11 protein-coding genes and 1 pseudogene are annotated in these 13,863 nt (G+C 65.3%); 5 read left to right on the top strand and 7 right to left on the bottom strand.

Annotated elements, in window-relative coordinates; translation table 11 throughout:
* Nucleotides 1–11: 11 nt before the first annotated feature.
* Together JOF48_RS13320 and JOF48_RS13325 are read right to left on the bottom strand one after the other, a co-directional pair.
* On the bottom strand, nucleotides 12–854 hold the full coding sequence (locus JOF48_RS13320) for a hypothetical protein (protein WP_209681433.1): 843 nt from the start codon (nucleotides 852–854) through the stop codon (nucleotides 12–14).
* A gap of 110 nt (nucleotides 855–964) precedes the next feature.
* Complete coding sequence (locus JOF48_RS13325; protein WP_209681434.1) at nucleotides 965–1,450, bottom strand: MarR family winged helix-turn-helix transcriptional regulator; 486 nt, start codon at nucleotides 1,448–1,450, stop codon at nucleotides 965–967.
* A 45-nt stretch (nucleotides 1,451–1,495) separates the two neighbouring features.
* On the opposite strand from JOF48_RS13325, the gene JOF48_RS13330 reads away from it, so the two are divergent.
* The 3 genes from JOF48_RS13330 (at nucleotide 1,496) to JOF48_RS13340 (ending at nucleotide 5,067) form a co-directional block, all read left to right on the top strand.
* Nucleotides 1,496–2,488, top strand: coding sequence for an EamA family transporter (locus tag JOF48_RS13330; RefSeq protein WP_209681435.1), 993 nt, complete (start codon nucleotides 1,496–1,498; stop codon nucleotides 2,486–2,488).
* Nucleotides 2,376–2,897 (top strand): GNAT family N-acetyltransferase, encoded by a 522-nt coding sequence (locus JOF48_RS13335; RefSeq protein WP_209681437.1) that lies wholly within the window; start codon nucleotides 2,376–2,378, stop codon nucleotides 2,895–2,897. Before JOF48_RS13330 ends, JOF48_RS13335 begins: the two co-directional genes overlap by 113 nt.
* A gap of 301 nt (nucleotides 2,898–3,198) precedes the next feature.
* Complete coding sequence (locus JOF48_RS13340) at nucleotides 3,199–5,067, top strand: HNH endonuclease (protein WP_209681439.1); 1,869 nt, start codon at nucleotides 3,199–3,201, stop codon at nucleotides 5,065–5,067.
* 1 nt (nucleotide 5,068) lies between these two features.
* Here JOF48_RS13340 and JOF48_RS13345 read toward each other — a convergent pair whose 3' ends face one another.
* A complete protein-coding gene (locus JOF48_RS13345) occupies nucleotides 5,069–5,695 on the bottom strand; it encodes a class I SAM-dependent methyltransferase (RefSeq protein WP_209681441.1) in 627 nt (208 codons plus the stop codon).
* A 155-nt stretch (nucleotides 5,696–5,850) separates the two neighbouring features.
* Here JOF48_RS13345 and JOF48_RS20200 point away from each other — a divergent pair.
* Nucleotides 5,851–6,282, top strand: a pseudogene (locus JOF48_RS20200) (ATP-binding protein); the annotation flags it as partial.
* Nucleotides 6,283–6,462: 180 nt separating this feature from the next.
* Nucleotides 6,463–9,192 (top strand): ATP-binding protein, encoded by a 2,730-nt coding sequence (locus JOF48_RS13350; protein WP_245346537.1) that lies wholly within the window; start codon nucleotides 6,463–6,465, stop codon nucleotides 9,190–9,192.
* Nucleotides 9,193–9,213: 21 nt separating this feature from the next.
* Here JOF48_RS13350 and JOF48_RS13355 read toward each other — a convergent pair whose 3' ends face one another.
* The 4 genes from JOF48_RS13355 to JOF48_RS13370 all read right to left on the bottom strand — a co-directional run bounded on the left by JOF48_RS13355 (nucleotide 9,214) and on the right by JOF48_RS13370 (nucleotide 13,822).
* On the bottom strand, nucleotides 9,214–10,683 hold the full coding sequence (locus JOF48_RS13355; protein WP_209681445.1) for a carboxylesterase/lipase family protein: 1,470 nt from the start codon (nucleotides 10,681–10,683) through the stop codon (nucleotides 9,214–9,216).
* Nucleotides 10,684–10,754: 71 nt separating this feature from the next.
* Complete coding sequence (locus JOF48_RS13360) at nucleotides 10,755–11,216, bottom strand: carboxymuconolactone decarboxylase family protein (protein WP_209681447.1); 462 nt, start codon at nucleotides 11,214–11,216, stop codon at nucleotides 10,755–10,757.
* A 142-nt stretch (nucleotides 11,217–11,358) separates the two neighbouring features.
* The gene (locus JOF48_RS13365; RefSeq protein WP_209681449.1) at nucleotides 11,359–12,738 is read right to left on the bottom strand and encodes a GH1 family beta-glucosidase; all 1,380 of its coding nucleotides are present in this window, start codon (nucleotides 12,736–12,738) and stop codon (nucleotides 11,359–11,361) included.
* Between the two features lie 121 nt (nucleotides 12,739–12,859).
* On the bottom strand, nucleotides 12,860–13,822 hold the full coding sequence (locus JOF48_RS13370) for an endonuclease/exonuclease/phosphatase family protein (RefSeq protein WP_209681451.1): 963 nt from the start codon (nucleotides 13,820–13,822) through the stop codon (nucleotides 12,860–12,862).
* Between the last annotated feature and the right edge of the window lie 41 nt (nucleotides 13,823–13,863).

The following is a 13,863-nucleotide window of genomic DNA, read 5'->3' on the forward strand; positions in this document are numbered from 1 at the left end:
TGCCACCCAGTTTATGCGGTTATTGGCGCCGGGGCCCCTTCGCGCACCTTTGTGCGGATTGTGAGCGCGCCCCGTGCGGCCAGGACCAGAAGTACGACGCCGGCCCCTGCCGATGCGCCCGACGCGACCAGCACCGCCGTGGCCAGGATCGGAACGCCGGCTTGGGCGGCTCCGCCAGGTGCCGTTCCCATGAGTGCCGCAGCGGCTCCGAAGCAGGCCATGAGTGCGCCGGTGCCGAACCTCACCATGTTGGCAGCAGAAATTTCCCGCCAGCGCCGGTCAAGCGCGGCCATGCGAGGATCCTGCAGGGAAACCGTGGTCCGCAGCCGGTGGAGGACCAAACCCGTTGCTCCCAACAAGGCGAGAGACAGGGCAAGGAGCGCAACGCCGTCGTTCCTGTCTGGGAAGTACTGGGGGAGGGCAAAGCCAGCCACCACAAAAACGACGAACACCGTGAACACTGCGGCGGGCAGGATGCCGGCACGCCTGGACAGCAGCGGACGTGCTGCAGCCGCCTCGGGGAGTTGGGCCGCGGGCAGGGCCGAATAGAGCAGCAGGCCGCCGCTTGCCGAGAGCCCTGCCGTCAAGGCGATGGGAAGCACCTGCTGCTCCGACATGCCAATGGTGACCCTGAGCAGGGCTGCGAACATAACGACGGCAAACACTGCCCCGGCCACCGTGCGCAGCAGCGCCCGGAACATGACCTTGGATTCCTCGGACTGGGTGATCGCTGCAGGTGTGCGCCCGGCGGCCAGGGCAAGCGGTGCCTTCTTCTTGGTGATCCAGGAAGCAGCCGCGGTGATGGCCAGGGCCACAACGAGGAAAACGGCAAGCAGGGCAATCAACTTGGTCATGGGGAAAGTCTTTCATGAAACAGGGTTGCAGCCGTCGTGGGGGCTTCCGCCGTTGACAGGCGGTTGGAGCCGGTCCGCAGGCCGCGCCGCCTGCGAATATCTCCTTAGTTTCAGCCCGCCGCGTCGGTGACTTTTTGCAGCAGCGCCGCCAGCTGGGCCTGTTCCTTTTTGCTCAGGACACCCGTGATGGCGTGTTCGGTGGCCAGGTGGTCTGGCAGGGCTGCCTCCACGAGGTTCCGCCCGGCGGGCGTCAGCGAGACCAAGGTGCCGCGGCCGTCGTCGGGATTGGCCTTTCTGGCCACCAGGCCGCGGGCCTCCAGCTTGTTCAGGCGCTGGGCCACGGCACTGGAGGAGATCATGGCGTCACGGGCCAGTGCTGCGGGCGTCAGGCTGTAGGGCGGGCCGCTGCGCAGGAGGGTGGCCAGGACGTCAAAGGTGGATGAATCCAGCCCATGCCCCGCGAAGGTGGTGGCAAGCCGCGCCTCCACAACTGATGCGGCGCGGCTGAGCCGGCCCACCACGGCCATGGGTGAGACGTCCAGCCCGGGTTTTTCGGTATGCCACTGGGCAAGAATGCGGTCTAGTTGGTCTGCCATTCCACCATCCTAGCAATTCGCTAAGCGCTTAGTTATACTAGCTAAGTGCTTAGTAAAAAACTTGTCCTCGTCCTGGTGACGGCCCTGGCCCCGGCCGTGTGGGGTTCCACCTACCTGGCCACCACGATGTTTCTGCCCGAGGGCCGCCCCTTGCTGGCCGCGGTGCTGCGTGCGCTGCCGGCCGGGCTGCTGCTCCTGGCGCTCTCGCGGAAACTGCCGCGCGGGTCCTGGTGGTGGAAGTCGTGGGTCCTGGGGATGCTCAACATTGGGGTGTTCTTCGCCCTGTTGTTTGTGGCCGCGTACCGGCTGCCCGGGGGAGTCGCGGCCATTGTGGGTGGGGCGCAGCCGCTACTGGTTGCCCTGTTGGCCAGCCGGGTGCTCCAGGAGAGATTGACGGCCGTCCGGCTGGCGGCCGGTATGGCCGGCGTGTTCGGGGTGGCGCTGATTGTGCTGCAGTCGCAGGGGCGGTTGGACATGCTGGGTCTCACCGCGGCGTTCGGCGGAACGGTGTCCATGGCGGCCGGAACAGTGCTGGCGAAGAAATGGGGCCAGCCCCGCGGGGCGTCCGGACAGCCGGTGTCGCCGCTGGCCACCACGGCGTGGCAGTTGATCGCTGGCGGGGCGTCGCTGGCCGTGCTGCTGGCTTTGGTGGAGGGGCTTCCGGATCAGCCGTTGACCGGCCCGAATGTTTTGGCCTACGCATATCTGTCCGTGGCCGGCACCGCCCTGGCTTACTGGTGCTGGTTCAGGGGACTCGCCCGGCTGCCTGCGGGTGCCGCGGCGTTCCTTGGCCTGCTCAGTCCCGTGGTGGCCATCGTTCTTGGCTGGGCCGCCATGGGGCAGGTGCTCGGGCCATGGCAATTGGTGGGCGTGGCCGTGGTCCTGGCATCAGTCATTGCCGGCGTGGGCATGAAAGGCTGGGGCCATGACACAGGAAAAGAACACTCAGGGCCAGCCGGTGCTGGCGACGCTTGCGCTCGCAGGCCGGAACTTTGCGCTGCGCCGGGCGGAGGCGTCCGACGTCGGGCCCATCGTTGAGCTGACGGCGCGCGATCAGCTGAGGGCCTCCGTTGATTCCGCGGCCCCGGAGAAAAGGGAGCCTTACGTCGCTGCCTTCAGTGCAATTGATGCAGATCCGGCCCATCTGCTTTGCGTGGTGGACTCGCCCGAGGGAACCTTGGCGGGGACTATGCAGCTGACGTTTTTGCCGGGACTTGCGCGCGGGGGCGCGACGAGGATGCAGATTGAGGCTGTCCGCGTGGACGAGACGTTGCGCGGCATCGGACTCGGCTCGGCCATGATGCGGTGGGCTGTTGAAGAGGCCCGGCGGCGGGGCGCCGCGCTGGTGCAGCTGACCAGCGACAATGCGCGTCCGGACGCCCATCGATTCTATGACCGGCTGGGGTTTGTCCAATCCCATGCCGGGTTCAAGCTGCTGCTGGACTGAGGATCGGGGCCACCTGCGTCGCAGAGCGGCTTTGGCACGTGGCTGGCCGGGCCGTTTTCGGGCCGGTTCGGCGTTTTGAGGGCATTCATTCCTCCACAAGTGGAGCCAGCCCTGGGGTTGTCCACAGATTTCCGCAGGAGGGCCTGGCGGGCTGCAAAATGTCCGTGGCTGCCCGTACGGTTGATGTATTGGCAGGGTACGGACAGGTCCGAATATGGGTTCCATATTGGACGGCTCCAGGCCTGCAGGGAATGCATCGGTGCGTCAGGGCCGGCGCTGGACTGGCAAGGTGGTGAACGGCATGGCGGCACCGGAATGGCATGATCCCACGGACCGCGATGCCGCCCGCCCGGCATCCGCGGGCCAGGATGTTGCCGGTCCCGGTGCCGCGGCAGCGCTGCCCGGCATGGATTCGCAGGCCAGGACATGGGCTTCTGACAACGACTGTCCCATGCCCGTGCAGGATCCCTCAGGGCGGGGCGCCGCCGCCATGGTCCGGTGCCAGGACATGCTCGACTTGGGCCGTGCGGCACAGGAAACGTGCGGGGCGTTCTTTGACCCGGTGGTGCTGGCGCAGCTGGATGCGGCATTGGCCCATGAGTTGGCCATGCGGGACCAGCAAAGCGCCGTGGAAGCTGCTGCGGACTTGGATGCGGCAGTCCGCAACGACCGTGACGGCGTGGCACTGGCGCAACTCAGGAGGCGCGTGGCCTCGACCGGTGCCTCTGCCGAAAAGTCCCAGGGGCAGGCCCAGCTCGCCTTGGAGGTTGTAACGGCACTTGACGATTCCGCTGGTGGGGCCTTTGATCCAGAGACGGTCGGCCAGCTCTCCGGTGCGGGCCTGGTGGATGTGATCGACATGGTGGAAAAGGTGAAGAATTCGTTGTCTGCGGTCCAGGCGCATGCGCAGGCATTGTTTGTTGCCGAGCAGCGCCTGGCGCAGGCGCGTGCGGGGATGCCGAAGGAAAGGTTGGGTCGCGGCGTTGCCCACCAGGTTGCGCTGGCCAGGCACGAGGCGCCCCATCGCGGCAGGTACCTGTGCGAGCTCTCAGAAGTGGTGGTGCGGGAAATGCCATGCACCATGGAGGCTTTTGCGCAGGGCCGGATCAGTGAATACAAGGCAGGGCTTCTGGCCAAGGAAACCGCCTTTCTGTCCTACGAGCACCGTGCCGCGGTTGACCAGGAGATCTGCGGGGACCTTGATGCTGTTGAGCTGATGGGCAACCGCGAGTTGGCTTCCGCAGCCCGGAAGGCGGCCTGCGCCCTGGACCCGCAGTCGTTCATCAAACGCCACGAGAAGGCAGTCGGGGACAGGTTTGTTTCACTTCGCCCGGCGGCGGACGGCATGACGTACCTGACTGCCTTGATTCCACTGAAACAAGGAGTTCGCATTATTGCCACCCTGACCAAGGTGGCGGACAGCCGCAAGGCAGCAGGTGACGAGCGGGGCAAGGGGCAGGTCATGGCGGATGCGCTCATGCACCGGCTGATCAACCATGCCCCTTGCGCTGACGGTGCCGGGACCATCAGCGACCACAGGGGTGTTCCAGCCGGCAGTCCTGTCAATACCGGGGCAATCCTGCAGCCCACGGCCGCCGAATCGCAATTGTGTACCACGGTGGACGAGGCCAATATTGCCTTGGAACTGGTCATGACAGACCGTTCACTCTTTGGCGGGGACAACGACCCCGCAATTCTGGTTGGCCATGAACCCATCCCGGCACCCATGGCGCGCAACATGGTCCTCGATGAAGGACCTCAACAAGTTTGGCTTAAACGCTTGTTCACCCATCCCTCCACCAACCAGCTCATGGCAATGGACTCCCAAGCCAGGCTGTTCCCGGAAGGAATGAAACAGTTTCTTCGGGCGCAGGACCAGCGGTGCCGGGAACCTTACTGTGACGCGCCCATTCGGGAATATGATCACATCAAGGCCTTCGCGGCCGGCGGTTGCACCTCCATCGACAATGGGCAGGGGCTGTGCGCTGACTGCAACCAGGCGAAAGAGGCGCCGGGCTGGTCGACAACGCGAAGTCCGGCCGGCGTGGAGGGCGGCGGAAGCCCGCGCGCCACCGAAATCACGACACCTACAGGCCATCGATACGTGTCTGTCGCGCCTCCGCTGTCAGGACCGGCGGCACCGCCCGGACCGCGCAGGAAGCCGCGATAGGCTACGCCAGCCGTACGGCCCGCAGCACCTCGTCATGGATCGTGATGCTGTGGCCGTCTGCGTCGAGTCCGCCCCGTGGCCGGGCCTCAGCGACGCAAATGCGCCACATGTCCTGAGGCAGGGAGGCGGCAATGTCGATGGCACTGAAATAGAGTCCGTCACCCTGCGGTCTCCGGGCGCCGGCTTGGATGTCAGCCGCCGAATGGCCCACGATCAGCAGGGAGCCGCCTCTGGCGACCGACGTGGCGAGCCGCAGGAACAAGGGCTCCCGATCTTCACTCGGCAGGTGAATGAACTGGGCGGTGACCAGGTCGAAAGACGAAGCCGGAGGCGTCCATTGCAGGAGGTTGCGGTGCTCCCAGGCGATGGAGCCGGGGAATGCCTGCGACGATGAGTGCTGCCGGGCCCGGCGGAGTGCCACATTCGAGAAGTCAACGGCAGTGACCTGCCAGCCCTGTCGGGCCAGCCACATGGAGTCTGCACCCTCGCCGCATCCCACGTCCAGGGCACGGCCAGGGGGCATCCCTGAAATTTCGGACACCAGCTGAGGGTTGGGTTGGCCACTCCAGACGGCCTCGCTGCCGCTGTACCGCTCATCCCAAAATGACTCGCCAAAACTCTGCACCATGTGAAAAGCCTATACCGCCGGGTGCTCCCGGACGGCGTGGATGCACCGCAGTTAACATTTCTATCTGCCGGACCGCATTTTCAAAGGAATTGGCTACCATGGAGGCATGGCGGGAAAGTCCATGTTTTATTGGGTCTCGGGGAAAGAATAATTCCATGGGTGATGCGGGGAAATCATTTTTTGGACGTGAAAAAGAACTGCTTTTCTTTGAACGACTTTTGGCGGCACGTCCTGCTGACAGGTCATCCGTTGTAGTTGTCCGCGGGGGCAGCGGCCTGGGGAAGACTCGTATGTTGCAAGAATTTGGCGAGGTGGCCAGGCGAAATGGCGTTGTTGCTGTTTATGGTTCAGCGTTCCGGGCGGTGCGGGGCAGGGCTTACGGAATTTGGGAACAAATTGTCGGCGAGCTGGCTTCTGTAATTCTTCCGGTCGCTGATAATGGAGACCTGGAACTCTCGTTTCGTTCCGGCACTCAATCCGTGGACCGTGCCGAGTTTTTTGGTGAAGCTGCCGATCATCTGCGGGATGCAGCTGGCGCACGCCCGCTGGTTGTTCTCTTGGACAACCTGGAACAGGCAGATGCTGAATCGCTTCTCATGCTGCGCTACCTCGGGGCGGAACTGGCCCAGGAACCATGCATTTTTATCGGTGCCCTGGGAACGGGCGTGACTGGCATCGGCACGACCCCGGCAAAACAGTTGGAAAAACTGCTGGGAGCCGCTCACGTCATTGAATTGGAGGGTCTGGGCCACGAGGCAATTGACTCCATGGTGGGCCGCGCTGAGGCGGTGGCCTTCCTCCAAGAAGTCAGTGGAGGCAACCCGTTGATGATCACGGAGCTGCTGGCCTCGGGGCAGATGCTCCGAGGCAGGCTTCCGATGGAGCAGCATGCGGACTTCCTCGCCCTTGCCGAGGTAAGGCTGGCCGCATTGGATCCAGATGTGGTTGGAATGCTCGTGGCACTGGCCGTGTTCGAACGTCCGCCCACGTTGGCGGAGCTGGCCGGGTGCGCCGCGCAGCCGGTTCATGAAACAGCCGGGGCCTTGGACCTGGCCGTCGCCGGCGGAATTGTGGCCAAGATTTCCCGAGGGCCCTATTCCGGTCATTTCGAGCTGGTCCACGCCATGATGCGCGCAGCCGTCTTGGATTGGGCTGCACTGTCCCAAATCGAGGCTGCCCGGCAGAGACGGGTGGCGGACCCTTCTCTGAACCCGGCCGAGCGTGCCCGGCACCTGTTGTTGATGCAAGGGTCGGTGACGGAGCGCCTGCAAGCCGTCCTTGATGCTGCCAACGAGTCATTGGAATCGTTCGCCTTTGAGGAGGCCGTGGAATTGGGGGAACTTGCCTTGGCATCGCTTCCTGACCACGGGCCCGGCGGAGGGCCGACGGCGGCGAGGATCGCTTTGGCCGTTGGACAGGCGTACTGGCGCATTGGGAGCCACGCCCGTGCCGAAGAAAGTTACCGCCGGGCGTCCCAATTGCTGGGCCGCTCGGGCTACATTGAGGTCGACTACCTGATTGCCTTGGGCCCGCACCTGGAATTTGACTTGTCGGGACTCGCCGCGACCCAAAGGGCGCAACAGTGCCTGGCCGCCCTGTCAGACGGTCGCCTGGTGGACGGCGTGCAAAGGGTCAAGCTGTTGGCCACGCTGGCGCTCGCCCAAGATTCACTGGATCCCGAACAGGCCATGGTGGCCGCCGCCGAAGCCATGGCCGCCTCAGCGTTGGTGGACGATCCGGTGGCGAGGGCGTATGCAATGGCCGCCACGGCCATGACCGACATGTCGCCCCATACTGTGGGCATGCGGCACGACGCCGCCCGGCACATCCTGGCCGTCGTTGAGCAGCACAACGAATTCCGTCTGGCCTCCGTGGGATATTTCCTGCTGCTCAGGTCATTGCTGGAAAAGGGGGACATACAGGAGCTGGATCTGCAGCTGACCCACCGCAGCGACGTCCTGGACAGGTTTCCCGAACTGCATCAAAGCAAGCAGGCCCACTGGTTCAGGTGCCTGCGCGCAATTTTGGATGGCGACACAGTCCTGGCGGAGCAGCTGGTGTTGGCAGCACATGCCGAGGCCTCGGCGACGCAGGAGGCCAGTGCAGATGCGGTGCTTCGTGGCCAGATGGGCATCATCCGCTGGATGCAGGGCCAGATCGGTGACGTTGAAGGAAGTTTCCTGCGCGCCCGCCGGGAGAACCCGGAAGAACGGATATGGGCGGCGTCTCTGGTGTGGCTGTGGCACAAGCAGGGCCGGGACGATGCCGCCGTCCGATTGCTGGAGACGCTGACAGACCTTGACGCCATTCCCCGGAACCGGATGTGGCTTTCCACCATGACTGCCCTGGCGGAGATTGCCAGTGAGATGGGGAGTGAACAATTCGCCCGTGGTATCCGCGACGCACTGCTTCCGTATGCCCAGCAGGTGATCCCGCTCGGCGTAGGTGTGGCCTTTTGGGGCACGGTGGGGCGCAGCCTGGGCCTGCTTGCTGAACGGCTCGGCCTGGTGGACGAGGCCCGGGAACATTTGCGCACGGCCATGGAAATCAGTGCCCGTTCGGGTGCACAGGCGTGGCTGGCGGAGGCCCAGATCGAGTATGCGGAATTCAGCCTGCGGCATGCGGAGAGCCGGAACTATTGCCCGGCAGAGGCCAGGCAGCTGCTGGAGCAGGCACTGGTGTCTGCCAATCGGCGTAGTTTTCGCCTGCTGCAGGTTAGGGCGGAGTCGGTGCTGTCCAGGCTGGAGGCAGATCCCGCTGCTGGAGGGCCGCAGGTGATCACCGCAGCTCCCTCGCAGGGGCACGTACCCGCGGACGGGCGGGCCCGGGTCCGTGTCATGGGTGCGTTCGACGTTGTTTCCCACCAGGGGCAGCGGGCCCGCTGGACATCCCGGAAGGCGCGGGAGCTGCTGAAGATTCTGGTGAGTATGCGCGGGGTCCCCACATCCCGGGAAGTTTTCATGGATGCGTTGTGGCCGGGGCAGGCGCCGGAGGCGCTGGCCAACCGTTTTGCCGTGGCCATCAACACGGTCAGGCGGGCCATGGATCCGGCCCGTGATTTCCCGCCCCATCATTTCCTGGTGGTCGATGCGGAGTCGGTCCGGCTGCAGCTGGACCATGTGGACGTCGATGTTGAGGTGTTCATGGCGTTGGCGCGCGGTACATCGGAATCTCAGCTGCGCCGTGCTGCACAGCTCTACGTAGGTGACGTGTTTGCCGAGGAGCCCTATGCGGACTGGGCCGGCGCGTTGCGGCATGAGGCGCAGCTGACTTATTGCCAGTTGGCTCTGGTGCTGGCCCGGCAGGACGCCGGGGCGGGGGACCTGCTTTCCGCCAGCCAGCTGTATCGGGCAGTGCTGGATATTGAACCGGAAAACCGCGACGCCGGGCAGGGCCTGCTGGAAGCCTTGACGGCAATGGGCGCCCACGGCCAGGCGCGGGAAGTTGCCGGTCGGATGGGTGCGTGGGAGCAGGAGGCTGCGGCCGCCACGCTCTGAGCGGCCTGCGGCCGGGCCCAGCTACGTCGTGAGCGCCGCCCGCTCGTCATCCCGCGGGGCATGGACCACGGGATTGGTGCCGCCGTCAAACGTCTTGACCGGGCGCAGGGCATTCCATGCCTCCCAGCCCGGGCTGCCGGACGTGGCGAAATCGACCCAGGCACGGTGCATCTGGGCGGCCAGTTCCTGAGGTGCGGTGCTGCCGGCCAGGCCCAGGGAGTCAGGGGAGGCCAGGTCGTCAAAGACAAAGCCAAGTTCGACGGCGTGTGCCGCCCGCAGGTGCCCCACCGGGCTCTCCCACGCGAATTCGTAGACGTAGGTGGGGGCGGGGCCGGACAGCCGGGCATCCGCGAGCTGGTTCATGGGCACCCGCAGAAGCTTGTCCGTGGCGAGGGCGCCCAGAATTTCACCGGTCACGGAGTAGGGGCGGTTGCGCTTGAACAGCTTGACGGCGGCAGCGGTGATGCCGACTTTGCGGCGGGCAACGGCCAGATGCAGGGACTTCAGCTTCATGACCAGCCCGGACGGCACCAGCCAGAGCCTTGCCTCATCGGTGGTGGTGCCAATCAGCAGCGGGATCCCGGAACCGGCACCGGAGGCAAGCGCCTCGGCGGGGCCGGCCGGCACCAGTGAGTCATCCAGGGCCAGGGCATAGGAGGGGCCGCCTGTGAGCGGTGTGGATCCGGCCGTCACCCGTTCCTGTGCCGCAAGCAGTTCGGCAGGGGTGTGTGCTGCAAAGGCTTCCCGGGTGGCGGGGATCTTTAGGTCCCTGGCGATCTTCTTGGTGATTCGCCCCGCCTTGTCCGCAGGATCGGCTGTCAGGGGCCCGCTTTGGATGATGGCACGGCTGAACAACAATTCCGCGTTGGGGTGGGCCAGCAGGGCTGCCACTGTATTGCCGCCGGCGGACTGGCCAAATACCGTCACCCGGCCGGGGTCGCCGCCAAACGCCGTGATTTCCCGCTGCACCCAGTGCAGCGCGGCCAGCTGGTCCGCGAGGCCAAGGTTCAGCGGCGCACCCGCCAGCACGGAGAAGCCCTCTGCGCCCAGCCGGTAGTTCACCGCGACGTAGACGATCCCATCCCGGGCAAAGGATCCGCCGCGATATCCTGCCAGGGAGTTCGAGCCGTGCTGCAGGGAGCCGCCGTGGAACCAGACCATGACAGGGCGCAACTGCTGATCCTGTCTTGCCGGTGCCACGATGTTCAGGTTCAGGAACTTGTCGCCGCTGACAATGACGGTGGGCAGCACCCGTGCGATCGCGCCGGCGTAGGGGTTCTGCGGCGCGGTGGGGCCAAGCTCCGTGGCATCGAGGACGCCGTCCCATGCCGGCGCCGGCGCCGGCCTGGCGAACCGCAGGTGGCCAACAGGTGCGGCAGCGTAGGGAATGCCCAAATAGTGCTCGACGCCGTCTCTCGCCACCCCTCGAACCTTGCCACAGGAGGTGGAGGCGATGGGGCCCACGGCCGGGCCTGCGTCGTGCTTTAGCATGGGGACTCCTTGGGGCCGGTGACGATGGCTTCACCCTAACAGGGCTGCCGGATCCGGCGGGAGATGTGCGGCTACACCTCGGCCGGCATGTTCGGCAGCGGCTGGTGGGTGGTGACGGCCAAACGGTTCCAGACGTTGATGGCTGAAATCGCCATGAGCAGCATCGGCAATTCCTTGCCGGGGAACTGGGTCGCGGCGTCGTTCCACACCTTGTCGGGGACACCGCCGTCGTGGATCAAGGTGACGGCCTCGGTCAGTGCGATGGCCGCCTGCTCCCGTGCGGAAAACAGGTCCGTGGCTTCGCGCCAGCCGGCCAGGACATCGAGGCGGCGGTTGTCCACACCGGCTTCGCGGGCTTCCCGCCCGTGCATGTCGAGGCAGTAGGCGCATCCGTTGATTTGGGAAGCGCGCATCTTCACCAAGCCCAGCAAATCCTCGCCGAGGGTGCCGCTGTGGATGTACTTTTCCATGGCATACATGGATTGGTAGGCCTGGGGATCGATCTCATTGACGTTCAGGCGTTCGGTGGCCATGACGGATCCTTCTTTCTTGTGAAAAGTTTCCTTTGGTACCTTTCAGCCAACTCCCCGTCCGCCCGGCTGGCAAGGGCAGGCGCGGGCATGGTGTGCCGTCGCCGAGACAGCTGCCCTGCGCCCGGTCCCGGAAACGGGAGGCCTACCCGCCGGGCCCTTTCGTGCTGCGGATCAGCTCCTGGTACCAGTAGTAGGAGTCCTTGGGAGTGCGCTTCTGTGTCTCGTAGTCGATGTGGATGAGTCCGAAGCGCTGGGAGAAGCCCACGGCCCATTCAAAGTTGTCCATGAGCGACCAGTGGAAGTAGCCGCGCACGTCCACTCCGGCGTCCATGGCGGACTTCAGCGCCCGCAGGTGGGCGTCCGTGTATTCGATGCGGCGCAGGTCCCGCACCCGCCCTTCGCTGTCCGGTCCGTCATTGATGGCGGCGCCGTTCTCCGTGATGTAGATGGGCGGCAGCTTCTCGCCATAGCGTTCCTTGAAGCCCAACAGCAGTTCGGTGAAGGCCTCGGGGACCACTGGCCAGTCGAAATCGGTGCGGGGGTAGCCCTCCAGCTCCCGCAGGGAGAACGGCAGGGAGTCGTCGAGCTCGTGCCCGTCGACCAGCGCGGCCTCGCCGGACGTTGGCGCACCCACCAGCGTGGGGTTGTAGGTGTTGATGCCGTACCAGTCGATCGGTGTGGAAATGATGTCCAGGTCGCCTTCGGGGATCGGCGGCAGGAAAGGTGCCAGTTCCTCCGGGTAGGCGCCCTTGAGGATGGGGTCGGCGAAGACCCAGTTGGCGATGTTGTCGTAGAGCCCGGCTGCCTGGAGGTCTTCCTCATGCTCGCTGGCCGGCCACGTGACGGCGTGGTTGTTGGCGATGCCAATGTTGGAAGCACCCGCCGAGCGCAGCGCCTGCACGCCCAGCCCGTGGGCCAGCAGCAGGTGGTGGGCTGCGGGCAGTGCATCAAAGCCGAGGGAGAGCCCGGGGGCCTGGATGCCGGCGCCGTAGCCCAGCATGGTCAGCACCACCGGCTCGTTGATGGTGATCCAGCGCGGAATCCTGTCCGCAAAGTGTCCGCCCACAATCTGCGCATATTCCGCAAAGCGTTCGGCCGTGTCCCGGCTCAGCCAGCCGCCGGCCTGCTCCAGCTCCAAGGGCGTGTCCCAGTGGAACAATGTGGGGCTGGGCGTGATGCCGGCTTCCAGCAGGCCGTCCACCAGCTTGTCGTAAAAGCCAAGCCCGACGGCGTTCACCGCACCTTTGCCGCCCGGCTGGATGCGAGACCAGGAGAAACTGAACCGGTATGCGTCAACACCCAATTCCTTCATCAGGGCGGTGTCTTCGGGGTAGCGGTGGTAATGGTCGCAGGCAATCTCACCGGTGTCGCCGTTGACGATCCGGCCGGGCTCTGCCACGAATGCGTCCCAGGTGGAGGGGCCCCGGCCCCCTTCCCTGACTGCGCCTTCAATCTGGTAGGAGGCAGTGGACACGCCCCAGACAAAGTCGGACGGGAACTGTGGGAAAGCAGGCTTGTTCATGGAGACCTTTCAGAGCGGCAGTCGGCATTGGCATGCGTGGCCTGAGCTTTTCGAATGCTGCCTGGAAAGTCAAGGGCCTGCTGCCACAGGTCGAGGCTTTGACAGCCGGCTGAAGGCCCGCCTAAAGGTTCAGCGTCGTTCGGATGGCCAGGTGGTCGCTGGCACCGGCCTGAAACACTTCGTTGGACGTTGCGGCCATGCCCCGCTGCAGCAGGTGGTCCAACCTTGCTACGGGAAAAGGCGAGACCGGCCACGTGAAGCCGGCCAGTCCGCCGTCGATGTCGGGTTCGCTCAGCAGCTGGGTGAGCGGGGCGAAGTTGCGGTCTGTGGTTGCTGCGTTGAAGTCGCCCACGGCGATGATCCGCTCGCTGGTGTCTGCCGCAACGATCTCGGCAAGGGCCGCCAGCATGGTGTCCCGTTCGGCGTGCTGGGATGGGCGTGCTGATGCTGCATGGACTACGTAGATGCGGACCAGCCCGGCGGGAGTTTCGAGGTCGGCGGAAAGTGCCCGGTTCCAGCCCAGGCCCAGGTCCTGCGGTTGTGCATTGCTGATGGGGTAGATGCTCCACAGGCCCACCGTGCCGATGCGATAGGAGTATTGGTAGGCGGGGTCGAGCACGGCGCCAACTGAGTTGCGGGAGGCGCCGTCGATTTCCTGCAGCGCCACCACCTGGGCACCTGAAGCGGCCAGTGCGCCTGCCGATTCGGCGGCGGTTCCGGCCTGTGCCCGGAGGTTTTGGCTGGCCACCGTCACGGAGTGTCCCGAAGCCGCGGGTGCGGTCCACTCCAGCGGAATCATTCCGGGGACAAAAAGCAGCGACCACACCACCGCCGGCACCAGAACCGCGGCGGCAGCACGCTTCTGCCGGACCGCGAGCGCGGCACCTGCCAGCAGGGGGATGAGGGCGCCCAGCCATATCAATCCGGAATCGATGATCAGGCCCAGCCCTGCAATGTCGGGCAGCCACGAGTGCGCCAACAGCAGGAGTGCCAAGCCGAGGGAGCATGCGACGACGAACAGGCCCGCCCGGGTGCGGGGCCGGGGTGCGGCGGTTGCCGCGTGCCGTTCGTGAAGCAATGTCATCGGTGCAACCTTGCCACGAGTCCTTGGGTGAAAGCTGGCAG

The organism is Arthrobacter stackebrandtii (genome assembly GCF_017876675.1).
Taxonomy (GTDB): domain Bacteria; phylum Actinomycetota; class Actinomycetes; order Actinomycetales; family Micrococcaceae; genus Specibacter; species Specibacter stackebrandtii.

Coding starts and splice junctions, on each gene's coding strand:
- JOF48_RS13355 (WP_209681445.1), bottom strand. CDS start 10,683: ATGCTAAAGCACGACGCAGGCCCGGCCGTGGGCCCCATCGCCTCCACC.
- JOF48_RS13365 (WP_209681449.1), bottom strand. CDS start 12,738: ATGAACAAGCCTGCTTTCCCACAGTTCCCGTCCGACTTTGTCTGGGGC.
- JOF48_RS13325 (WP_209681434.1), bottom strand. CDS start 1,450: ATGGCAGACCAACTAGACCGCATTCTTGCCCAGTGGCATACCGAAAAA.
- JOF48_RS13340 (WP_209681439.1), top strand. CDS start 3,199: ATGGCGGCACCGGAATGGCATGATCCCACGGACCGCGATGCCGCCCGC.
- JOF48_RS13320 (WP_209681433.1), bottom strand. CDS start 854: ATGACCAAGTTGATTGCCCTGCTTGCCGTTTTCCTCGTTGTGGCCCTG.
- JOF48_RS13345 (WP_209681441.1), bottom strand. CDS start 5,695: ATGGTGCAGAGTTTTGGCGAGTCATTTTGGGATGAGCGGTACAGCGGC.
- JOF48_RS13360 (WP_209681447.1), bottom strand. CDS start 11,216: ATGGCCACCGAACGCCTGAACGTCAATGAGATCGATCCCCAGGCCTAC.
- JOF48_RS13350 (WP_245346537.1), top strand. CDS start 6,463: ATGGTGGGCCGCGCTGAGGCGGTGGCCTTCCTCCAAGAAGTCAGTGGA.
- JOF48_RS13335 (WP_209681437.1), top strand. CDS start 2,376: ATGACACAGGAAAAGAACACTCAGGGCCAGCCGGTGCTGGCGACGCTT.
- JOF48_RS13370 (WP_209681451.1), bottom strand. CDS start 13,822: ATGACATTGCTTCACGAACGGCACGCGGCAACCGCCGCACCCCGGCCC.